14 protein-coding genes are annotated in these 22,623 nt (G+C 62.4%); 4 read left to right on the top strand and 10 right to left on the bottom strand.

Going from position 1 to position 22,623, the window contains the following annotated elements:
* Window position 1: 1 nt before the first annotated feature.
* From ROLI_RS07745 to ltnD, 8 genes are all read right to left on the bottom strand, one after another.
* On the bottom strand, window positions 2-2,119 hold the full coding sequence (locus ROLI_RS07745; RefSeq protein WP_187429774.1) for a hypothetical protein: 2,118 nt from the start codon (window positions 2,117-2,119) through the stop codon (window positions 2-4).
* Window positions 2,120-2,128: 9 nt separating this feature from the next.
* On the bottom strand, window positions 2,129-11,971 hold the full coding sequence (locus tag ROLI_RS07740) for a DUF6603 domain-containing protein (RefSeq protein ID WP_187429775.1): 9,843 nt from the start codon (window positions 11,969-11,971) through the stop codon (window positions 2,129-2,131).
* The gene (locus ROLI_RS07735; protein ID WP_187429776.1) at window positions 11,968-12,846 is read right to left on the bottom strand and encodes a hypothetical protein; all 879 of its coding nucleotides are present in this window, start codon (window positions 12,844-12,846) and stop codon (window positions 11,968-11,970) included. Before ROLI_RS07735 ends, ROLI_RS07740 begins: the two co-directional genes overlap by 4 nt.
* 101 nt (window positions 12,847-12,947) lie before the next feature.
* Window positions 12,948-13,142: a hypothetical protein gene (locus tag ROLI_RS07730; protein ID WP_187429777.1), complete on the bottom strand. Its 195-nt coding sequence runs from the start codon at window positions 13,140-13,142 to the stop codon at window positions 12,948-12,950.
* A gap of 483 nt (window positions 13,143-13,625) precedes the next feature.
* The gene (locus ROLI_RS07725; RefSeq protein WP_187429834.1) at window positions 13,626-14,390 is read right to left on the bottom strand and encodes a TIM barrel protein; all 765 of its coding nucleotides are present in this window, start codon (window positions 14,388-14,390) and stop codon (window positions 13,626-13,628) included.
* On the bottom strand, window positions 14,390-15,040 hold the full coding sequence (locus tag ROLI_RS07720) for an aldolase (RefSeq protein ID WP_187429778.1): 651 nt from the start codon (window positions 15,038-15,040) through the stop codon (window positions 14,390-14,392). Before ROLI_RS07720 ends, ROLI_RS07725 begins: the two co-directional genes overlap by 1 nt.
* Window positions 15,037-16,305, bottom strand: a complete 1,269-nt coding sequence (otnK, locus tag ROLI_RS07715; protein WP_187429779.1) for a 3-oxo-tetronate kinase — start codon at window positions 16,303-16,305, stop codon at window positions 15,037-15,039. The genes ROLI_RS07720 and otnK overlap by 4 nt, the downstream gene beginning before the upstream one ends.
* Window positions 16,306-16,336: 31 nt before the next feature.
* Window positions 16,337-17,236, bottom strand: a complete 900-nt coding sequence (ltnD, locus tag ROLI_RS07710) for an L-threonate dehydrogenase (RefSeq protein WP_262386483.1) — start codon at window positions 17,234-17,236, stop codon at window positions 16,337-16,339.
* Window positions 17,237-17,444: 208 nt separating this feature from the next.
* Between ltnD and ROLI_RS07705 the strand changes: the two genes are divergently transcribed.
* Window positions 17,445-18,254: an aspartate dehydrogenase gene (locus ROLI_RS07705; RefSeq protein ID WP_187429781.1), complete on the top strand. Its 810-nt coding sequence runs from the start codon at window positions 17,445-17,447 to the stop codon at window positions 18,252-18,254.
* 3 nt (window positions 18,255-18,257) lie between these two features.
* On the opposite strand, the gene ROLI_RS07700 is transcribed toward ROLI_RS07705, so the two are convergent.
* Together ROLI_RS07700 and ROLI_RS07695 are read right to left on the bottom strand one after the other, a co-directional pair.
* Window positions 18,258-19,292, bottom strand: a complete 1,035-nt coding sequence (locus ROLI_RS07700; RefSeq protein ID WP_222869486.1) for a Gfo/Idh/MocA family protein — start codon at window positions 19,290-19,292, stop codon at window positions 18,258-18,260.
* A complete protein-coding gene (locus tag ROLI_RS07695) occupies window positions 19,292-20,380 on the bottom strand; it encodes an isocitrate/isopropylmalate dehydrogenase family protein (RefSeq protein WP_187429783.1) in 1,089 nt (362 codons plus the stop codon). The genes ROLI_RS07700 and ROLI_RS07695 overlap by 1 nt, the downstream gene beginning before the upstream one ends.
* Window positions 20,381-20,514: 134 nt before the next feature.
* Here ROLI_RS07695 and ROLI_RS07690 point away from each other — a divergent pair, with 134 nt between their 5' ends.
* From ROLI_RS07690 to ROLI_RS07680, 3 genes are all read left to right on the top strand, one after another.
* Window positions 20,515-20,805 (top strand): putative quinol monooxygenase, encoded by a 291-nt coding sequence (locus ROLI_RS07690; RefSeq protein ID WP_187429784.1) that lies wholly within the window; start codon window positions 20,515-20,517, stop codon window positions 20,803-20,805.
* Window positions 20,802-21,617 carry an N-acyl homoserine lactonase family protein gene (locus tag ROLI_RS07685; protein ID WP_187429785.1) on the top strand — a complete coding sequence of 272 codons (816 nt, stop codon included), beginning with the start codon at window positions 20,802-20,804 and terminating at the stop codon, window positions 21,615-21,617. The genes ROLI_RS07690 and ROLI_RS07685 overlap by 4 nt, the downstream gene beginning before the upstream one ends.
* A 188-nt stretch (window positions 21,618-21,805) precedes the next feature.
* Window positions 21,806-22,621 carry an urease accessory protein UreD gene (locus ROLI_RS07680; protein WP_187429786.1) on the top strand — a complete coding sequence of 272 codons (816 nt, stop codon included), beginning with the start codon at window positions 21,806-21,808 and terminating at the stop codon, window positions 22,619-22,621.
* Window positions 22,622-22,623 lie beyond the last annotated feature (2 nt).

Raw genomic sequence — 22,623 nt, 5'->3', positions numbered from 1 at the left:
ATCAGTTCCTCTCAAACCGGTCTTTGACAAAGAGGTCAAAGGAGGAGAATTCATTCAGGTCCTTGATGGTATCTTCGCGGATGTCGCGCGTGCCGATCGTGGCGCTGGCCAGATCCGCGATGCCACTGTCCAGAACATCGCCAAGCTGGGCGTCTATGTCCCCGTTCAGGTTAATCTCGCGGGTGCTGATCCCACCGGGTTCTGCGGCCTGCAGGCGCGCGAAGGCATCCATGTTTTCCGGCTGGGCCGCGATCTGATCCACCATGGCGCGGTCCATGCCAAGCCCATCTGCCAGGAAGGCATTAAAATCGCCCACCAGCCCCTGCGCTTCAACGCCGGGGTTAACCAATTCGACAGGTGTGGAAATCGTGCGTTCACGGCGCAGGTCCAGCGCACGCATCAGCCCGCCCTCAATGAGTTGCGGGATCAGCCCGGCCTTGATCGCCTCAAGAATGGCGTCATTATCGAAATCGCTGATCAACGTATCGAGCAGATCAGGGCCGTCGCGAAACGCGGCCTCCTGTGCGAACTGCCGACGACGCGCTCCGAACTTATCGGCACGCCAGCGTTGCAGCGCGGCCACGAAGGAGGGTTGGGACATCGCCAGAAGACGCCCGGTTTCAAAGGCCACCGCGAGCGACACATCCTCGCGCCCATCCGGCGTCATCATCCGCAAATGATCGCTGATATGGGCCAGCACCGGGAACTGCGCTTCCTGCGCCAGCGGGTTGCGCAGCAATTGATGTGGCGACAAAGCCCCGCGATACCATGCATTGGCGTTTTCCCCGGTACGCGTCAGATGCGGCAGGCCGACGTGACCGGTCTCCGCCATTTCCAGCGGCAATTTTGTCACGGGGGGCGCGCCGGGGTCGCTGCCCTTCACCTTTGTCACACAATCGGGCAAGGCGCGCTTGTAGCCCCCCGGCGTCACGGTCCCCAACAGGCCAACATCAAGCGAACTCATCAATTGCTGAAAGCTGCCCGCGCCTGAACAGGTGAAACGCCAGGATGTCAGGACCGGAAAGCGGTAAATCTTTTCCGTGACAAGCCGTTCCAGCGGGAAGTTGAACCCCGAAAACGTCCCCTCGACGCGGCGCACGGCCATCGCGCCAACATCCTCGCTCACGCCGGAAAGCGATGCGAAATCGCCCTCCAGGAAGGCGGCCGAATCCATACGCCCCAGTACGTTCAGCCCCTCCGCTGTGCCGCCAGCCCTATCCACGACCGTGCCGTCATGAAACACCACCTCGCCGCGCCGAACGGCATCCACCATGGCACCGGCATCGCCCAGATCGAGCAGGCGCGGCTCCATGGTGAGGGTTTGCGGCACCGCCGTGCCGGACCCCACAGATGTCGCGAACCGCGCGATTTCAGCGCTCAGGAACAGGTCCGACAACTCGTAGAAGCTCCGCGGGGGTGCAGGCGGCGGCAAGACATCCAATTGGCCTTCAAGGTTGATCAGACAGGCGGTATAGGCCTTGGGCTTGCAGGTGTCGTGATCATATTGCGGCATCCGGTTGGCAATGACCACGGCCAGAAACCCGTCATCATCGCCCATGGCGTTTTCGGTATCATCCACATTGACTTCGCGCACATGGCTGAGCAGCGACAGGTCCTGAACCGTCGGAAACACCTTATCCACAGTGGATTGCGGCACCGACAGACAACTCGCACGCGGGGTGTCGAAATTGCCGGGCAAGGTCCTGGGCGCGGTGATGCAATCGGCGGCGGGTTGGTCGTGCTGGATCTCGCCCTCCCCTTCGGCGATCACCACCAGCGCCATCCAGGGCGTACTCTCCTCCACCCTTTGCTCATGAAACACGCTGCCCACGGGGGCCGCTTGGCGATCCCATGGCAGCGTGCGTTTTTTCAAGACGATCTGCGGCAAGCGGGCCTCATAGGCCCCTTCAGAATGCGCCGGGGGAAAGGTCATCAGCGCCTGATCGGGTGGCAATTTCAGGCGCGGGGCGGTGACGTTGAAATGCAAATCATGCGGTGCTACCGCCGTATCGGTACCATCGGTAACGCTCAGATCAAGCGTGGCATTCAATTTGTAACGGCCCGCTGGCAAAGGCGGCACGATGTAGTCGTATAAAAAGAATTTGCCTCTGGCGACCATATCCCTGTCCTATTCCGGCTGCGTCACGCGCAAATTGGCGGGCGCTTTCCACGTGATGCTTGTTGTTTTGCTGCTCTGCCCGCTTCCGGTTTCAAGATCGAGGCGCAGGGCGGCGTTAAGCAGGCGCGCAATCAGGCGATCCGCGCTGATCTGTGCGGCGATCACACCGTCAAGGCGATCGTCGGTACGCCCGCCGATGCTCAGCGAGAACGGCTTGACGCTGGCGGGTTTTTCGGAGGAATAGACGATCAGCGTCTTGCCATCGAAAGGCACCAGTTGCGGCGCGCCCTCCTCCATGTCCAACCCGTCAAAATGCAGCGCCAGCGTTTCAAGGTCCTCTTTCTGCAAGGCACCGTCTATCATCAGCGCAACACTCCGCGCACCGCGATCAAACTGGGTCTCAACCAGCGCCGATTGATCCGTCAGATCGCGCGCCTGCATCCAACCACACCCTGCCTTTTTACCCGCCCGCGCACGGCTTGCGCCCTCGGCGCGCACGAACCCGCCCGGACAGCGCGCGGTGCCATAGCCCAGATAGGCGATTTGCGTGGTTTCAAGCCATCCGGCAAGATCACCCGGCGCGGGCTCTTCTCCGGCGATGACCGCAAAGGCGCGCGTTTCGGCAGGCAGGACGGCACGCCCGGCATCGGCGTTGTTCACGATGACATGCCCGCCACCGCCAATCGCGATGAGCCGCGCTACCCCTTTGAGAGCAACCGCGCCAGCGCTTTCAAACCGCAAGGTGCCGCCCGCACCCGGCAGGTCGAAAACGGCAATTTCACCGGGCATCAGCGCGCGGGTCTCGCCCCGGTTGGCCGAGCGGGGTTGCACCATGTTTTCGATACCGGCCAAGGTTTTGCGGTCTGCGGAACCGGCCCCCCTGCGCCCTGAGGAGAAAGACGAAAGAGCTGAAACTGTCTCGGGCACAACAGTGGCGGCCACCAGCGTTTTGGCGGATTTGGGCGCACCGATCTGGGCGCGTAACAGGACCGGCGTGATCCCGGCGATTTGTGGATTAAGCACCAACGCGGGGGGCGACATGCGCTTCAGGTTCTTGGCAATCGATGCGGTCATCGTCACGCTTGTGACCGCATCCACGGCCGTCTTGCGCGCCATGCGGACCGGCTGCACCATCAGCCCGCGCAACCGCGCCTTGCCAAATGTTACGGTCTTGGTGGATTGTCCGGGGGCCAGTTTCACGCGTTTTTTACCCGCCGCCGCCGTCCCGATAATGCGTTCAGACAGGAGCCCGATCCGCATGGGAACGGCGCGGGCGCGCGCGAAAGAGCGTTGCGCCGTCGCCTGGCGCGCCGCACCGTGCCAGTCGGAGGCAAATTGCGGCATTTTATCCGGGTTCATGGCACTGAGCAGGGCGCGCTGTTCTTTTGCGACCCGCAGGAGGCTGGCGCGCAAAGCACCCGCCGCGCGCAACGGCAAGGGTTTGCGCTGTCCGGGCTCGACCTGATCAAAGCCCACACCGCCGGATGCATCATTCGGGATGCGTCTGGAGCGCACGGATTTGAACTGGAGATCCAGCCCCTCGGTCGCGGTGATCACATCACCTTTGGGCATTTTGCGCGTGTCATCATCCTGCGGCGGACCCCAGACCCCGATGGGGAATTTGCCGGTCCTGCGCGCGCTCAGGAAGATCCTGTCAGGCAGGTTCAGGCTTGCAGCCCCTCCATCCGTGCGCCTCAGGCTCAGGATCAGCCGGCTGACCTTGACCGCCTTGCCCGAAGGCGTCACGCCCAGATTTGGCTTGGCCCCCGTGGCCACGACACGCCCGTCACACAGGATCGCCGTCAGCGGGATCGTAGAGGTAAAGGACAGCTCAAATTCGCTTGTGACATCATAGGGATGCGCAGCACTGCCATCGGCACTGCCCGCCTCCTCGCCGTCGCTTGACGCCGGGGGCAAAGCACCGCGACCGGCGATTGCGCTGATGGCGCGCGCGCTGTCATTGGTGGCCAGTTCCAGATATTTCTCGCAGAACGCGCTCCAGGACACCAACGCCCCACGGGGTTTCGAGCTATCCCCAAACCGCACATGGATGTCGATGGGTCCGATCTCAATGCGCGCCGTGCCGTGAAATTCGGGGCCGCGCACTTCGATATAGGCCCCAAGGCTGAACGAAAGCCGGATGGTCCCGAACCACGTCGAAATCCGGATGCCCGCCGAAATGCGCGCATGGGCATCCGCCTCATAATTGAACGGGTCGAAATAGACGATGGCATTGCCGCCAAAGCTGAGATGCGCAAAGGCAGGGCCGAATTTGGCGCTGGCCTCAAACAGCCCGCCCGCCATGATCGCCTCGGACGTCAGGGCGAAATACACCTCCGCCTTGATGACGATATTGCTGGAAACGGACCAGTTAAACCCAAGCCGGGGCACCACGGGGTATCCGTCGCGGTGGAAATTGGGGTGATACCCGCCCAGCGTGATGACAAATTGACCCGCCTTGTCGCCCTTGAACCAGCTGACATAGGCAAACCCGCCCGTCAGCCGCGCGCTTGTGTGCAAAAGCCACGAGTTATCAGTCAATTGCGCCTGTATCCAGATCACGCCTTCCTCGGTCGAAAACCGCGCGATGAGGCCGAGTTCGATGGAAACAAGCGCCACTTGCGGGCGCGGCAGGGCCATGCGCGCGAGTCCGAAGATCGACAGCTCAAAGCCCTGCCCGAATTCCACGGCCACCACGGCGATCCCATCCACCAGCGCGAAGGAGGTGAAGCTGATGCCAGCGGCGAACCAGAACTTGCCTTTCTTTTCGGGGAAATTGCCACGGATCACGGCGAGGTCTGCGTTGAGGTCGCCATCCGGGCTGAAGGCCGGATCAAGGGCCGCGATCATGATGAAATCGTCAAAATCACCGGGGCTGGTCGGGGGGATCAGATCGCGGTTGATGCCAAAGCCGCCCCCGATGCCGGTGAGGAAAAACGCAGGCACCCCGCCAAAAGGCCCCAGCACCGCGCCATAGACAAAGAACGCTGAATAGGGATCATCGCCCTTGATCGCGGAATAGCCGCCGTAAAGCGACAACCCATAGGTGCCAAAGCGCGCGGCCAGCATGCCGATATAATCAATGCTGTCGGTGCCTTCGATCTCGAATTTACGCAAGCCCCCCGCCAGCACGACACCGGACATATCCGCCGAAACCGCCAACCCGGCCAGATCGACCGACCAGGAGGCCGGATCAAAGATGCCACCCGCGTCCAACCGGTAGCGCAGTTCCAGATCATCCACCGCCGCCTGCAACCCGGCGATGGAGACATTACCATCAAAGAGCAGCGAAATCGCTTGCAGCGTATCCTCCGACATCTGAGTGCCAAGGCCGATCTGGTCGATATAGATCGGGCCAAACTGGCTGCGGATCGGCAGCCACCAGGGCCCCTCCCCCTCGCCCGCGACAAAGCGGAACGCGACGCCGCCGCCATCGGCACTCGGGCGGGTCTGCACCGACAGCGCGGGGCTGAAGGCGGGCGCGAGGGCCGCGTCCCCGTCATTGGTTTCCGCCAGCATGCCTTGTGCGACCGCGTTACCGCCCTCCTCGTCGCCCGAAGCGCTGCCCACGGCGACGGCGATTTCAGAGAGCTGCACCTGCGCACCGCCCAGTTTTTGGCCGTCCCCCAAGCGCGCAAACCCATGCAGCGCGATAGACCCGATGGCAATCGGGCTTTCCAGGAGTGGCCCGTTTGAACGCCCGATGCGCAGGCCCACACCATCTACGGACAAGGTCGGCTCAAAAGCCAAAGCGCCACTGCTCTCGCGCAGCAGCCCGATTTTCAGCCCCGCCGTTGGCCCGCCGATGATCCAGCGGCTATCGTTTTCCAGCCAGAGCGCGATATCGCCCTCCACCAGCGGCAAGCGGCCCGCCAACCCCAGCGAGAAGCCAATCACTTCGCCGGTACGCGCGATGCCAATGTCAAGTTCGCCGCCCACTCGCACTGTCGGGTTGGCATCCGCCACATTGGCGATCAGCGTGATGACCCGCGCAAGCTTATCCTCCAGCAGATCCTCAAGGCTTTCACCCGGTTTCATGATCACACGGAACAGATCGGGATCAAGCCCACCGCCCGGTTTGAGCAGCACCCCGGTCAGCAGATCGCGGATGCTTGTGCTATTTGCCGGACCGATGGTTTCATCCAGCACGTCGTTGATGGCCTCAAGCTCCAGCAGGAATGAGCCGATCAGATCAATGGCGAAATGCATGATCCCGCTGGCGATGTCTTCGGGCGAATTGCTGCCAAAGCCCAGATCGAAGCTCTCGCTGTTGAACGCATAGCGCAATGCAAGCGCCTGTGCGTTGTCGGCCGCCACCGCCAGCCCGATGGACACGAAGGGGTCCATGGCCTCACTGCCGACATCAAGCGCAAAAATCGGGCGCAGGCTGATACCATCGCTGAGCGGGATATCTGCGGGGCCCACACCGGCTTGCGAAAGCGCGAGGCCCGAGGCGTCAAACTTGAGCGTGGTTGAGACAGTGCGCACAAAGGGAATTGTTGTGATGTTCGCGCCGACTTCGAGCGATACCGGGCTGGCATTCAGCGCAACATGCACCGTGGAACCGGATGTTCCAGCGTCGGGTATTTCAAGCCGCACCCCGGCGGCGGTGACCGTCAGAGTGATATCGCTCGGCAAGGCCGCCCCAAGCCGGACAAGCCCGGACGTCAAAAGCGCTATCCATCTGGCCTCAAGCGTGCCCGCAGGATCCGTGACCCAGGAGATCATCGCGGCACCATCGAAATTCCCGCCCACGCGCAGCAGTAAGGCATCCCCGATATCGCCCAGCACATCGCCCGCAGGTGAATTGGTATCAACAATTGCGTCCAAAGCCGCAGGAAGTGCCGCCGTCACGCCCTGCGTGGCCAATTGGCCAAGCCCCGCCGGGTTGGGATAGATTTCCAGATCACTGCCCGCGCCGTTGCGCAGGAAGAGACGTGTGCTCCCACCGGCCACGGCGAGATGTACGGCACGCTGGCCTGCTACGCCGCCGCTAAGCCCGACAAATACTGCAAGCGCAGGCAGAACCCGCCCATCTGACCCGATGTGCAGCCCGATTGCGCCGCCGAAATCAACATCCGCCCCCGGCATGAACAGCGCCGGATCCAGCGTGAATTCCACGATGAGCCCAGCCGCACTGCGCGCGCGCAGCGACAGCCCCGGCGCAATGTCCCACACGCCCGGCGCGCCCGAGAGACCCACCAGCGGCTTAAGCGCCTCCATCAGCGCAATGGCACGTTCCGGGCGGATGGTCGCGCCGTCCAGCGTACCCAGAACCGTCCCCAGACGCAGCCAGGCACCGGGGTTGATGAACATCAAGGGCGGGATCGCCACGCGCGGCGTGCCGGATGCGCTATCCAGCATCCCCAACGCGTTCAGGGCCGCATCAACGACGGGGCGCACACCGGGATCAGAGGCGCGCAACCCTTCAAGCAGGCGGGCCATCGCGTGGCTTGCCAGCGCCGGTGCGGAGGTTGCCAGCAGGCGCGTCACGTCAGGCGCGGGCCAGAGCGGCACAACGGCCGGCAAGCCGCCAAGGGCGTCGGCATGGGACCTCCCAAGGGTCAGTGAGGCCGCAAAAGGCATCAAGGGCACGGCCAGATGCGTGTCGCTCTGCGCCCCCAGCCGCAGCGCTGCACTGCTCACTCCTGCGGGACCAATAACGCTCGACACGGCCCATTCGGTGAAGACAGGCATGCCCGTGTCCCCCGACAGCGCGACCGTGACCTGCTGGCGCACCGGATCAAAGCTGAGGCCCGTCACATCACCTGTGACCTGTGCCACCCAGTCCAACAGTCGGTTGCGCAGGTCCGGATTGTCCAGCACATCGCGCAGACGCGCGGCCGGATCATCCAGCCAGTTCGACAGCGAAAGCGGATCCAGCGCATCGCCCGCGCCAAGGATGCCCGCGGCCCGCACAGCATCGGCGAGTTTGGCAAGGCTCGGGTCCGCCGCCGCGCTCATTTGCGCAAAGACCTGGCCCAACATATCCTGTATTTCGGGCATGCTGGGCGCGGCCTGCCCGTCTATGCCAAGATCCGCCACTGCGAGATCAGGCGACAGGACCAGACGCGGAAAACTGCGCCCGCGGATGCGTACACCGTGCATCACGAGGCGCGCGCGGTTGAGTTTTGGCGCACCCGCAGTCCCGAGCGTCAGGCTCAGTTCGATCTCAAGCGAGCGCAATTCCAGATCAAGCGGCCTTGGGGCGCGCTCCGGCCCACCAATCAACCAGCCGCCCGAATGAGCAATCTCCAATGCCGCGGAAATCACCCGCGCAGGGCGCGGCTTGGTTTCTGGGAGGGCGGCGGAAGGCTCCAGATCAATACCGATGATTTCAGCCAGGCCATGTCCGCGCAGACGTATCCCCGTAGTACCCGGCGCACTGGCCAGCGGCAGCCAGACACCCAGCGACGCAGAAGTCATGTCCTGCAATTTACGTTGCGCGTTGCGGGTTTGCGCGTTCAGGCTGAGCCCTGCGGCCACCGCAGCACTCATCGCACGCGCGATTGCGTCCGTGTCAAAGGCACCATGGACCAGATGCCGGGACAAATCGGCGCGGGTCTCCATCGACCAACCAAACGGCAGAGCGAGATCCTCCAGCAACGTGGCATCCACGGACAGATAGGTCCCGATAAGATCGCGCGCCCGCGCCAGATCATCGTCATCCGGTACCGCAGGGTCCAGATCGGGCAAAAACTCGGCAAGTCGGCGCAGCATCTCTCCCTGCACTGCAGGGAGCGTCACGGGCACCTGTTGCGCGACAACCGGCATCCCGACGGTGATCAACCGGTCAATACCACTGCCCATCGCATCAAGTGTCAGCCAGCAGGCATGCGACGCGGCGGCATCCGCAATCACGCAGACATCCGGCTGCGCCGCAATCAGCGACAGGGCATGGCGCAGCCGCGCGATCTGTCCGGCAACACCATCGGCATCCCCGCTCGGCAAGCGGGCCGCATCGCGCGGGGCCAGCAACACATGCCATTCCCCGCTTTGCGCAGGCAAGGGCGTGAAGGCCAGCGGATCGCGCCCTGCCTCGCGCAAATCCAACACCCGCGCGGGATTAAGGGTGGCATCCACTGCGGCGCTCGCGCGCTGCACGCGAACGGTGATCCGGGTCGCGACCTGCACCCCGAGGATCTGCGCAGGGTCAAGGTTTGTAAAAATGGCGCGGGCGGTCTGGTTCTGGATCAGATGCACCGTCGCGCCCGGTATCGGAACCGCCGGAGGACGCAGACGCCCATCGCTGCCCTGCCAGAGCCGCGCAAGCCCCGCGAGCCCGGTGCTCACCGCCTCCTGTGCCAGACCTGCGCCAAAAGGCCCGGTTATGTCCGGGAATTCGGTCAGGATCGCGCGGGCCAGCTTGCCCGGTGGCAAGCCCGCCCGACCCGGTCGCCAGCGGCGCAGCGGCAGGGACGCAAAGGCATTTGGCACAGGCAGCGGCGCGTCGGGCTGACGCCAGACGGCGATGGCGGGCATCTGTGGCGCATCCGAAAGCGCAATACGCCAGGGGTCGCGCAGCGTACCGCGACCTGTCACGCTGATCCGTGCGGCCGGGCGGCCCGACAGGAATCGCGCCAGAGGTTGGATTTGCTGTTCGATCCGCGCGTCCGCATCCGCCAGAATACGCGCCAGCCAGCCGCGCAGGGCCTCGGCGGGATCGGCGATCAGATCGGCCAGTCGCAATCGGTGACGCTGCGGCGCGCCCAGGATCGGGGTCTTGCGCCGCCATCCTACTGCCTCGATCAGATCGTTCAGCCAATCCTGCCCGATCTTGTGGACCAACAGCGACACAAGGCGCTCAATCGCGTCCCATTGCTCATTGGTAAAGGAGGCGATGCTCTGCGCCAGACCGCCGGAAAAATCCGGTATGTCCAGCGGCACCGGCACCCCATTGATATAGACCGTTGGTTTTGGAGCCTCGATCGTAACCCCGAGCCCATCCTCCGGGGTCCAGAGCGCGCGCAGGCCAAGGTGATCCACCTCCAGGCGAAAATCCCCCTGATCGGTGCGCAACCGCCCTCCACCGCGCGCGCGCCCCAAGCCCCGCAGGGTAATTTCGGGCAGGAAACCGGCAGCCCCGCTTTGCAAATCGAGCGCGACGATGCCGACGCGCAGCCGTGTTTCCAGAACGGTGCAACGCTGACCCAGTGAATCGACCTGTCGCAGGAACGCAAGCCCGATGACGAGCCGCGCGCGCGCGTCACGCCACAGCGCCACATGCAGCCCCGCCACAAGCGGCAGCACCCATGGCTCGCCCGCCGTGCCCGTCCCGGTGATCGCAGTGGGGCTGCCATCCCCCGTCAGCAAATGGCGCAGAGCGGCAAGGCCTGCGGTGACATCCGCCGCCGGACCGTTCAGAACCGCCTCCCAATGGGTACGCAAACGGCCCAGAGGATCGCCCAGGAACGCCAGCAGATCGATACGCGGATAAGTGGGCGTTGCGCCGGGCGGGGCCTGCCAGCCCAGAACGGTCGCGATCAAATCCCCACCCGGTCCGAGGTTGCCCAGCACTTCGGCCAGCGCGTCCGTGATTGCGGCCGAGGCCGTCGCGGCCAGCGCATCGGGATTGGTCAGATCAAGACGCGGATGGGCGGTGTTGAACAGAACCGCGTTGAGCAGTTCCACAACCAGAATGGGTCGGCGGTCCGCATTCAGGCCGAACCCGATCACCAGCGTCTCGACAGAGACATCCGGCATCACCACGCCCGACAGATCAAACCGCGCTTCCCCGCGCAGCATCGGAACGGCCAGCGCCGTGCCAAGCCCGAGATCAAGGCGCACCAGATCGGCGCGCAAGGCGACCTCCGCTGGTCCATCCCGCAGCCCGAAGGCGCAGGAGACTGTCAGCACCGGCTTGCCCGAGGCCCCGGCTTCGGCGCGCAGGCCAAGGCGCAGAACGCTCGCGCCAAGGGTGATGAGAACCTCATCGCCCTGCACCAAAGCGGCACCGCCAAAGACATCCGCCAGCGCCTGCAACCAAGCGGAGCGGCGCGGCGCATCGCCCAGCACCTGCGCCAGCCAGTCGCCAAGCGCCTCCACACCGCGCTCGAAAAATTCCGCTACCGGCAGCGGCGGGATCGCAGGATCATCCCCCAGACCGATCAGCTTGGCAAAACCCGCGATCTGCGCGCCCGCCGCAGTCCCGACCCGCGCCTGCAACAGCGCGATAATCAATTCGAGCCCGGACTCGCGCAGGCTGTCAGGATCGCTCAGCGACAGGATCACATCGCGTCCGCTGGATTGACCGGGCAATTGCATCCCGCGCAGGGTCAGACCGATTTGAGGAGCTCCATCCGTGGCCAGTGTCGGGATCAGCAACCGCAACCCGACGCCCTGCAACCCGGCCTCACCGGGGGGGGCGGGTGTGTCCGAAACAGTCACATCGCTGGTCAGGGCGATCACGCCGCCCCTGTTGCCGATCAGTTCGGGCGTGTCCGGCGCAGGCCCGGTCTTGCCCGCCCGAAACAGCGGAAACATCAGCGAGGATTGGCTTTCGACCAGGGGCGCGCCGGTCCCAAAGCGCACACCCAGAAACAAATGCACTTCGCTGGCGGGCGTATCATCGGCGATGACAAAGAAGCTGATACGCGACCCACCGCCCAGATCTTCAGCAAAAAGCTCGATCCACAAACGCCCCTCGGGATCGCGTTCGGTGTCTCCCCCGCGCAGCGTGGCCACGAAATCAAACAGCGCCTGACGCTGCGCATCATCGGCCAGCATGGTTTTCAGATAGGCTTCGGGATTGCCCAGCCAATCGCTGTTGAATTCCCCGGCCGCATCGACCAGCCCAAGCGCGCGCAAAAGATCCGCCGTATCGCCGAACTCATCTGCTGAAAAAGCATTCATCGCCCGTCCTCCTTGAAGAGGAACCGCGCCTGGCTTTCCACCACGAGGCTACCGCGTTTGGCGCGCAAAGCACGCGGCACCAGACGCTTGTTGATCACATCCCGCCCGGAGGCCCCAGCAAGGCTCTCGCTCACCGCCACAAGTGCGCCATGCGCCAGCGCGATCAACGCATCCCCCCAGACCTGCGCCACCAGCGCATTGCCCGCCGGTCGGTCAGTCGTCGCCATCACAAGCCCCGAAAGGCGCTCTTCGCTGCCAAGCGCGAAGGGGATTTGCATTGTGGTGGACAGGCCATCGGCTTCGACCTTGATGTCAATGCGCACCATGCCATCCGTGACTGTTGCGCTGATCTTTGAGCCATGCACGATCAATTGGTTGATGCCGTCATCCCAGATCACGCTTGGCTCACCCGCGCAGATCCGCACGGCGGCCAGTCGCAGCAATTGCGTCAGACCCTTTGTGCTCACCGGTACTTCCGCGCCCTTTTTGCCGGTCGCGACAGGCACCTGCGGCAAGGCTTCGGGCCGTTTCTTGCGTAGCCTCGCCATCAGCGATGTGGTCACACCGTGCAGCGGGTCTTTTCCCGACAGAACCGGTTGGCGCACCACCTCCTCCAGCAGGTCAGTCACCTCTCTGGGTTTGACGATATTGCCGATGAAATCGCCCAAATCGTCAAAGACTGGTGGTTTGTCCCGGCTGATCACAAGGTCTTCGGCGCGGATGCCGCTCAAATCGCCAGCGTCTTTGATGATCCGTTCAAGCCGCTCACGGTCGCGCGCGGACACTCCCGACAGGCCGCCCAAATCGCGCAGGCGCGTGCCGGATAAAACAGAGCCAAGATCAAGCCCGCGTCGTGATGTGGGTCGGCGCACCATAACGGTCTCTCCCAAATATAGAGCGCAGGTGCAGCGTTTCGCACAGCTCATGTCGTCGGGGACGCGCGAAGGCAGCATCCGGTTTGGATCACGGCGGATCTTTACTTACGGATTGCGCTCAGAATTTTCTGCAAAACGAAGCCAAGCACCAGCCAGGTAAAAATAAAGCCCACAAGCTCTAACGCGAAGCTGCCCCATTTAAAGTAGAGCTGCGCAACAATCAGAGCCGCCAGAAACGGAATGAACTCGCGCTCCAGAACGTCTTTGAACGAAAGCGCCTTGAGCAAGGAATACATGTGGAAAAACCCCGAAGCGTCGGAAATAAAGTCGTAAATTCAACTATGAGTAAACGTTCCATTAACCTTCTCAGTCAAGAATTTCTTTTGCCAGCGGCGGTGCCATAGGGGTGACACCAACCTTCGAAGCGCTTTGGATGCGGTGAGGTTTTCTGGCGTGGGTGCAGGATAGCGGGTTCTTTCACCGTCAGAATATCGGTGCTCTATGCGCGATCAGGATGGCGTTTTATGGAATTTAATTCTATATATAACAGTTCACTATTGAGCTTTATTAATGTATTGCGTGAGTTAAAAAACTACCGCCATGATCATTTTTCAACCAGGGTGCGTGCCTCACGAGCGCGAGGACCCTGGTGAGGCGGCTCCAAATAGCACCCTCGCCCGCAGGGCTGTTTTATCTCTACCGGCAAAGCCAATTTTTCGCCCCTCCGGTGGGACTGAGAAACAGGCGCATCCGCTTGACGATTCCCCGCCACCGCACCCTCAACCTCTGTAGGCTTGCATCCATTGCAAGGTCTGATCGCTTGGCAGGTTTGATTTATATTCCGCCCCGAGCGGGCGGTCATAGCCCATGTTTTCGATCACCTCGAAGATATGCTGATAGTTGATCTCGCCGTGATCCGGTGTGCCCCGGTCAGGCACGCTGGCAAATTGAATATGACCGATCAGAGGCTGCAATCGGGTCAGACGGTGCGACAGATCCCCCTCCATCAGTTGCACATGATAGCAATCAAACATCAGCTTGAGGTTGGGACGCACAACGCGCGCAATGATGTCTTCTGCCTGCCGCGTCGTGCTCAGGAAATACCCCGGCGCATCATAATGGTTGAGCGGTTCGATCAGGATCGTGATGCCCAACGGAGCCGCCTGCGTGCAGGCATACTCCAGGTTGGCCTCGAAACAAGCGGCGGCCTGAGCACCCTGCGCGAAACCCGCCATGACATGCACGGCACCGGTCCGCGTTTGGTCGGCATAGGCGAGTGCTTCATCAATGGCCGCCCGCGCCTCTGCGGCGCGCCCGGGCAGCGCCGACAGCCCGTTCTCGCCCCCCGCCACATCGCCCCGCCGCGTGTTCAACCCCAGCATCGTCAATCCGGTGTCCTCAAGCGCCGCGACCACATCCGCAGCCGCGAAGGCATAGGGCCAGTGACATTCCACCGCATCAAACCCCGCCGCATGAGCGGCGCGGATAGCGTCAGGCAGCGCGCGATCCGCCCATAAAAACCCAAGGTTGGCCGAAAAGCGGATCATGCGTCCCACTCCACTTCAAAATGCGTCACCACGTCATTGATTTGGCCCGCGCTCAGCATCCGCGCGTCAAAGCCGCGCATCAACATGGCCAGCCGCGCGGTGTCTTCGAGTTCCTCGATGGCATTGCAGGCGGCCTCGACATCCTTGCCCGCAACCACCGGCCCGTGATTGGCCAGCATGACCGCGCTACGCTTGCCTGCCAGCCCGCGCACCGCCGCCCCCATGGCCGGATCACCGGGGCGATAAAATGGCAGCAGCTTGACCCGTCCCAGCTTCATGATCGCATAGGGCGTCATCGGCGGCAGGAAGTTATCGGGGTCCACGCCGGGCATCATCGACCAGGCAACGGCGTGGCAGGAATGCAGATGCACCACCGCCCCTGCCGTGCTGCGTGTATCGTAAAACGCGGAATGCAATGGCATTTCCTTTGTGGGCGGGTCGCCTTCGATCAACGCCCCTGTGGGGTCGAAATGGCTGAGGCGCGCGGGATCGAGCCTGCCGAAGCTTGTGCTCGTCGGTGAGACCAGCAAACCACCGTCCTGGGTGCGCGCGGAGATATTGCCGGTGCTGCCCCCGGTCAGCCCGCGCTCAAAGAGCGATTTGGCCAGCCTGCAAATGTCTTCGCGCAGGGCGCTGTCCGGGCTCATGTGGCCTCCAGACAGGCCAGCGCCTCAGCAAAGAAATCCACCGCCCCAAAATTCCCAGATTTCAGCGCCAGCGCGATAGAATGTCCGCCGCTTTGGCAATAGGTCCAGGGCACACCCGGCGCAATTTCCGCCCCGATATCAAGCCGGTCCACGCCCAGCGCCTTGGTGACCGCCCCTGATGTTTCCCCGCCCGCCACAACGAAACGACGCCTGCCGCGCTCCAATGCGGCCAGGGCGATCTGCGCCAGGGCGTCTTCGACGATGTCACCCGCGCGGGCGGTGCCAAGCGCGTGTTGCGCGCGGCGCACCTCATCCGGTTCCGCCGTCGCATAGAGTATGGGGGTGGTCTCCAACGTCTGCGCCGCGAGCCAAGCCAGTGCTGGTCCAGCCCCCTCCTGCGCCAACGCCAGCGGATCAAGGCGAAACCCCGGCGCGGTCCGGCAATATTGCGCGACCTGGCTCCGGGTCATTGCCGAACAACTGCCTGACAGGATAACCGCCCCCGGATCGACCTTGTGGACCTGTGCCTGTGCTGCCTCACGGCTCAACAATCCGTCCTGCACATAAAGATCCGGCAGCGGCATCGCCACAGCACTGCCGCCCGTCATCAACGGCATATCCCGACAAGCCGACGCGATCTGCACAAGGTCCGCATCCGCCACCGCATCCACCACCACATGCGCGATGTTCTGATCCGCCAATTGCGCAAGGGCGGCCTTGATGGCCCCTGCCCCGCGCGCCACGGTCAAGCGGTCCACCAGACCGACCGGCTGGGTCACCTGGGGGCTCAGCAAGCGCATCAGGTTGCTGTCCCGCATCGGGGTCAACGGGTGATCCTTCATCGGGCTTTCATTCAGCGGTTGTTGTCCCACAAAGAGATTGCCCATGAAGATTGACCGCCCGTTTTCGGGGAATGCAGGGCAATAGATCGTCTGCGCGGTGTCAATGTCGCGCATCAGCGCCTCCGCCACGGGTCCGATATTACCCTGCGCTGTGCTGTCAAAGGTCGAGCAATACTTCCAGAAAAACCGCTTGGCTCCTGCCGCCTGCAACCACGCGAGCGCGGCGCGACATTCAGCCACCGCCGCGTCCACAGGCGCAGTGCGCGATTTCAGCGCGATGACCTCAAAGGCGGCGGTATCCTTGGGCGGTTCAGCAGGCACACCGATGCGCAGCGAGACCTTTACCCCGCTGCGCGCCAGCAATCCGGCCAGATCCGTGGCCCCGGTAAAATCATCGGCGATACAGCCCAGAAGCGTTGTCATGAATACCCCGTTCCGTTCATTGCGTACCCTGTCATGATTGCGCGCCCGGCAGTTTCAATCCCGCGTTTCGGGCATAAACCTTGGCCACGGCGGCATCATCCTCACCGCCCAAGCCCTGCCCGGCGGCGGCGATGAATTGCTGCAAGGCGGCGGCAGTAATTGGCGCGCTGAAATTGTCACCTTTGGCGATATCCAGCACGATCCCGAGATCCTTGAGCCAGATATTGACCGCGCTATGGGGCGTGTAATCACCCGCCACGATATGGGGCGCGCGGTTTTCCAGCATCCAGCTGGTACCGGCGCATTTACTGATCACCTCAACGAATTTATCCGGGCTGATCCCTTGGGTCATGCCAAAGGTCAAGGCTTCGGCCATGGTCGCGATGTGAACGCCCGCGAGCATTTGATTGACGGCCTTCATGGCCGATCCGGCACCCGCCTCATCGCCCAATTCAAACACCGTCTGCGCGATGGCATCCAGCACGGGGCGCGCGGCTGCAAATGCCGCCGTACTGCCGGAGGCCATGACCGAGAGCTGGCCCGCAGCCGCCTTCACCGCCCCGCCAGAAATCGGCCCGTCGATATATTGCACGCCATGCTCTGAGGCGTGGGCGGCCAGGCGGCGCGCCACGTCGGGCGCGACCGTGGCACAAGCCAGCACGACCGCGCCGGGCTTGAGCCTTGGCACGACGCCTTCTGCGCCAAATAGCACATCCTCGGTTTGCGCGGCATTGAGCACCACGACGACCACCGCATCCAGATCACCCGCAACTTCGGAGAGATCGCCCACAGCCCCCCCTTGAGCTATGAAATCCGCCACCCGTGCCGCGCTGACATCGAAACCAAAGGTTTCATGCCCCGCCCGCAGCAGTGAAGCTGCAATTCCGAAACCCATCGAGCCCAAGCCGATGACCGCAACTTTTTGCGCCATGTGTTCAATCTCCATCTATGATCTCTGCACCAGGGCAAAAACATCTGTTCACTATGTGCCATATCGTTGCACTATAAAACGGGTTTCGCCATCGGTTCTGGCCGCCTCCCTGGAACCGCGGTTTTTCAACCACATCGCACATCGGCAAAATGTGGCATATAATCGGCAAAATGTGGCATATAAAAGCCGTTAAAACGGGGGAACCGGCATGCATCTGGCACTTATCGGATATGGCAATATCGCACAATCGACCGTGGCATGGCTCGCAGAGCGCCCGGTTGCCCGTCTGACGGTCCTGGTGCGGCCGACATCGCTTGGCCGGGCGCAGGACGACGCCGCTCTCAAGCACGCGGCCCCTGTGGTTCAGGTGACCGACCAGCTGTCAGATCTTTTGCAGGGTGCCCCGGATCTGGTGGTGGAATGCGCCGGACATCACGCCGTTGCAGAGGCCGGGGTCGCGGTGCTGCACGCGGGGTTTGATCTTGTTCTTGTTTCCATCGGTGCCATGGCCGATTCCGATTTGGCACAGCGCTTGCAACAAGCCGCTCAGGCTGGCAATGCGCAACTGATCCTGCCCTCGGGGGCTATCGGCGGCATTGACCTTTTGTCGGCTCTGGCCTTGGCGGGCGGGGTAAACGTCACCTACCGCGGCACCAAGCCCCCCGCCGCATGGGCCGGAACGCCAGCGGCGCAGGCCTGTGATCTTGATGGGTTGCGCGAGGCGCATGTCTTCTTTGAGGGGAATGCCCGCAAGGCCGCCACATCCTATCCCAAAAACGCCAATGTCGCCGCAACCCTCGCCCTTGCTGGCGCGGGGTTTGAGGCCACGCGTGTGGCATTGATCGCGGACCCCGCAGCCACAGGCAATTGTCACAGCTGTAGTGTGGAAAGCCCCGCCGGGCGTTTTTCCATGACAATCGAAAACGCCGCCTCGCCGGACAATGCCAAGACGTCGCGCGCCACGGTTTACAGCGTCATCCGCGAGATCAACCGCAAGCGCGATCGAGTGGTGATATAATCGCTACGCGCCAGCCTCAAAAAGGTCGATTTTCCGGCCCGTTTCGGCGGAGGCGTAGATCGCATCCTTGATCCGGATCACTTCCAGATAATCGCGCGCCTCATTCTCCAGTGGGGCATTGTCCAACAGCGCACGGACCACGTGATGTTGCAGATGATAAACACAATCCCCGCCAAATCCCTCCCGGGTATCAGGCGGCAAAACCGTTTCCTGCGCCATGTCGCCCTGCCCACGGAAAGTAACACTGCCATCGCCCAAAAGCGTCAAAACCCCGTCGCTGCCCTCGAAAAACGCCTCTCCCATCGTGCGGCGCTGATTGTCAGCGCGGTGGTCGCAATGGCGGTTGCCATCAAAGAGCGTGCGCACGCCTGCGGGGTGATCGAAAATCACGAAGCCCGCATCCTCGCCCCGGATCGCCGGATTGATACGGCGCAGGTCTGCATAGACCGCCAATGGGTTGCCAAAGAGAAACCGGAAGGTGTCAACCCAATGCACACCCGTTTCATGGATCAGGAAGCGCGGCATCTGCTGGAAATAGGGCTGGCGGTCGAGATAAGCCCGCGCGCCCTGCCCGTCACCGGGGCGCAGACGGAAACTGGCCTGCAAGGGCGTGCCGATGCGCCCGGCGTCAATTTCGGTCTTGATCGCGCGGTACCACGGCATGAAACGGAAATTCTCATGGATCACCAGCCGCGCGCCATGCTGCTTGGCCAGTGCCACCAGCGCCGTTGCCTCCCTGAGATCCTGACAAAACGGTTTCTGGCAGATGATCGTTTTGATACCCGCCGTCACAGCGGTGGAAACGGCCGCATGATGGGCCATGGGCGGCAGGATAATGTCTAGGATATCGGGGCTTGTGCGGGCCAGCATGTCACCCAGATCGTCAAAGGCGGGCAGACCGGTGGCTTTTGCCCGCGCGATATCGTGATCGGCGGCTCCCACACAGGTGACCTCATTCAGACGCGCCCATGCGCCGTAATTGAACTGGCTGAAATATCCCGCCCCGACGCAGGCGACACGCAGCGGCGCGCGCGCCATCATGCCCCCTTCAGGGCCGCGCTGACGGCCCCCGCAGCTTCAAGCGTGCGCGCAGAGCCTCCAAGATCACCGGTCAACACATCGCCCTGCGCAATCACCGCCTCGGTCGCATCGCGCAGTTGCGCCCCATCCGCCGCCATCCGCGCATGGCCTTCACGCAGCCCCAGCCATTCCAGCATCATCGCCGCCGACAGGATCATCGCCAGCGGGTTCGCAATCCCCTGCCCCGCGATATCGGGCGCCGAGCCGTGGCAGGGCTGGAACACCGCGTGATGCAACCCGATATCGGCGGAAGGTGCCACACCCAGCCCCCCCATCAGACCGGCCCCCAGATCGGAGAGAATGTCACCAAACATGTTTTCGGTGACCAGAACATCAAAATCCCAGGGCCGCTGCACAAACCAGAGCGCCATCGCATCGACATAGGCGTGATCGTTTTGCAGATCGGGATAGTTCGCGGCTTGCGCATCAAAGATCTCGCGGAAAAACGCGAAGGCGCGAAAGACATTGGCCTTGTCCACACAGGTCACAAGCCCTTTGCCGCGCCCGGCGGCCTTGCGTTCGCGTGCCAGGTTGAAGGCAAACCTGAACAAAAGCTCCGAGGTCTCACGCGTGATCAGAAGCGTTTCGCGGGCCTCGTTTTGGGACACCTCGCCCCGCCCCTGCGTATGAAACAGCCCTTCGGTACTTTCGCGGATCAGAACGAAATCCACCTCACGGCCTTCGGGCATGTTCAGGGGTGTCTTTTGTCCGGGAAAAATACGCACCGGGCGCACACCAGCAAAGAGGTTCAAGGCCTTGCGCAGCTCGATCTGCGGTGAAATTTCAGTGCCATCCTTATACCGCACCGATGGGAGCCCCATTGCAGACAATAAGATCGCATCGGACTGGCGCGCGGTCTGCATCGACATGGCGGGCAACGACTCCCCTGTCTTGGCGTAATGCGCCGCCCCCGCCGCGCAGTCATGAAACGATAACCGATACCCCCCAAGGCTGGCCAGATCGCGCAGGATATCCAACGTCGGAGCCATGATTTCCGGCCCTATTCCGTCGCCGTGAAAAACAGCAATGTCGAAGTTATCTTTCATTGATCTTTGCAATCCCTTGGTCTTTGGTAATGGGCGAAACGATCAAGGTCAGATTTGGGATGACGCCAATCGCGCATTTAATGTATGCATTAATGCATACGTTGATTTGAAAGCCCTCACAAGCAAGGAATATCATGTTCGCAGTTGTCGTTACCTTTTCCATTCCACCCGAGCATTTTGCACAGTTCATGCCCTTGATGCAGCAGAATGCGGCAACCTCGCTTGCCGATGAGCCGGGGTGCCACCGGTTTGACATCGCCACCGATCCCGCGCGCCCCGATGAGGTATTCCTCTACGAACTCTATAGTGACGAAGCCGCGTTCAGGGCGCATCTCTCCACCCTCCATTTCCAGGCCTTCGATAAGGCAACCGCCGCCATGATCGCCGAAAAATCCGTCAAAACCTACACATCGGTACGCCAATGAACGATTGGGAGGTCTTTGCCGTCAAATATGCGGATCGCAACAGCCGCACGCGTCGGGACAGTTTCATTTTCGATGACAACCACGATGCCCCCCATCCGATGGATTATTTCATGTGGGTGCTGCGGCGCGGTGCGGAGGTCATCCTTGTCGACACCGGCTATGATGCCGCTGAGGCTTCCTTGCGGGATCGCCCGATCCGCCAGGACCCGGCGGCCTCGCTTGCGCCGCTGGGCTTGAAGCCCGAGGACATCACCTGCGTGATCGTTACGCATCTGCACTATGATCACGCGGGCGGCTTGCATCTTTTTCCCAACGCGAAATTGCACATGCAGGTGGCGGAGATGGCCTATGCCACAGGGCCTTGCATGTGTCACGACACGCTGCGCATGCCTTTTACGGCGGGGCATATTTGTGAGGCGGTCAAGCGGCTTTATTCGGGCCAGGTGGTGTTTCACGAGGGGGACGGTGCGGTGGCCGAAGGGGTGAGCGTGCATTGCATCGGGGGTCATTCGCGCGGTTTGCAGGCGGTGCGGGTGCGCACGGCTGCGGGTTGGATGGTGCTGGCCTCGGATGCGGCGCATTATTACGAAAACGTCTTTGCCCGCAAACCCTTCCCGATTGTTGTGGACCTGCAAAACATGCTCGATGGGTTCGATATTCTGGCGCGGTTGGCCTCAAAGCGCGAATTAATCGTGCCGGGTCATGATCCGCTGGTGACCAAAGCTTTTCCGCGTGCGATGGCCGATCATATCTGGCGGCTGGATCACGGCCCGGACACACCCAGGGTGATCGTCAGTAGCGGGGCATTCTGACGCGCAAATTACAACACCCTGCACGGCGGCCTCAAAACCGTAGCTGCTGCTTTCGCAGGCACAACGCTTAAGTTTCGAGCAAATACTGGAAGCGGATCACCGATGGTGCCCGCAGCCATAGCCAACACCTTCGGCGCATGTGACGTTTTGCGGATGTTTTCATGATGATCAAGGCCTGAGCTGTGCTGATGCGAACCCCCACCTTGCTGGACCAGCCCCGCGCGATTGGCACCGCGATGGTATCCAGCAAACAGCGCGCCGGTCATTCGCATATCGATGACCTGCACCAATCCGGTGCGTTCAAACTGCTGTTCCCGCGCCGCGCCGGTCCGCTTGAGGCGATCCTGATCAATACGGCTGGCGGTATTACCGGTGGCGATGATTTTACCCTATCCGCGACGGCCGGGGATGGGTCACATCTTTGCGTGACGACGCAAGCAGCCGAGCGCGCCTATCGCTCCCAACCGGGCCAGACCGGACATCTGGGCACCCGATTAAAGGTTGCGGCGGATGCGCGGCTTGATTGGTTGCCGCAGGAAACCATCCTTTTTGAGGGCTGCGCGCTACGCCGCAGCCTCGACGTTGATCTGGCCGCAGGCGCGCGGTTCCTGATGGTTGAACCCATCCTGTTCGGACGCCGCGCGATGGGCGAAGAGCTGCACGATGTGCGTTTTGAGGATCGGATCAGCATCCGGCAAGCGGGCGACATCCTTTATCGCGACGGTCTGTCTTTGCACGGTGATGTGGCGGCGATGCTGGAGCGACCGGCCATCGCGGGCGGCGCAGGCGCCATGGCAAGCATCGTGTTCGTGACGCCAGAGGCCGAGGGCCATCTCGCACCGGTGCGCGACATGCTGGGGCCGAAGGGGGGCGCAAGCCTGCTGCGCCCCGGCGTTCTGGTCGCGCGCTTGCTGGGCGAGGACGGCTATGGGCTGCGCAAAACCCTGCTGCCCATCCTTGATCGGCTCAGCGACAACAAATTGCCCCAAAGCTGGAGACTGTAAAA

It is taken from the genome of Roseobacter fucihabitans, assembly GCF_014337925.2.
Lineage (GTDB): Bacteria > Pseudomonadota > Alphaproteobacteria > Rhodobacterales > Rhodobacteraceae > Roseobacter > Roseobacter fucihabitans.
This window is presented reverse-complemented; position numbering and strand designations above follow the sequence as displayed.

What these genes read in the sequence shown, in the direction of transcription:
- ROLI_RS07685 (WP_187429785.1), top strand. Translation starts at nt 20,802, where the DNA reads ATGAACGATTGGGAGGTCTTTGCCGTCAAATATGCGGATCGCAACAGC.
- ROLI_RS07705 (WP_187429781.1), top strand. Translation starts at nt 17,445, where the DNA reads ATGCATCTGGCACTTATCGGATATGGCAATATCGCACAATCGACCGTG.
- ROLI_RS07690 (WP_187429784.1), top strand. Translation starts at nt 20,515, where the DNA reads ATGTTCGCAGTTGTCGTTACCTTTTCCATTCCACCCGAGCATTTTGCA.
- ROLI_RS07730 (WP_187429777.1), bottom strand. Translation starts at nt 13,142, where the DNA reads ATGTATTCCTTGCTCAAGGCGCTTTCGTTCAAAGACGTTCTGGAGCGC.
- ROLI_RS07720 (WP_187429778.1), bottom strand. Translation starts at nt 15,040, where the DNA reads ATGAGCCCGGACAGCGCCCTGCGCGAAGACATTTGCAGGCTGGCCAAA.
- ROLI_RS07695 (WP_187429783.1), bottom strand. Translation starts at nt 20,380, where the DNA reads ATGAAAGATAACTTCGACATTGCTGTTTTTCACGGCGACGGAATAGGG.
- ROLI_RS07700 (WP_222869486.1), bottom strand. Translation starts at nt 19,292, where the DNA reads ATGGCGCGCGCGCCGCTGCGTGTCGCCTGCGTCGGGGCGGGATATTTC.
- ROLI_RS07735 (WP_187429776.1), bottom strand. Translation starts at nt 12,846, where the DNA reads ATGGTGCGCCGACCCACATCACGACGCGGGCTTGATCTTGGCTCTGTT.
- ROLI_RS07740 (WP_187429775.1), bottom strand. Translation starts at nt 11,971, where the DNA reads ATGAATGCTTTTTCAGCAGATGAGTTCGGCGATACGGCGGATCTTTTG.
- otnK (WP_187429779.1), bottom strand. Translation starts at nt 16,305, where the DNA reads ATGACAACGCTTCTGGGCTGTATCGCCGATGATTTTACCGGGGCCACG.
- ROLI_RS07680 (WP_187429786.1), top strand. Translation starts at nt 21,806, where the DNA reads ATGCGAACCCCCACCTTGCTGGACCAGCCCCGCGCGATTGGCACCGCG.
- ROLI_RS07745 (WP_187429774.1), bottom strand. Translation starts at nt 2,119, where the DNA reads ATGGTCGCCAGAGGCAAATTCTTTTTATACGACTACATCGTGCCGCCT.
- ltnD (WP_262386483.1), bottom strand. Translation starts at nt 17,236, where the DNA reads ATGGCGCAAAAAGTTGCGGTCATCGGCTTGGGCTCGATGGGTTTCGGA.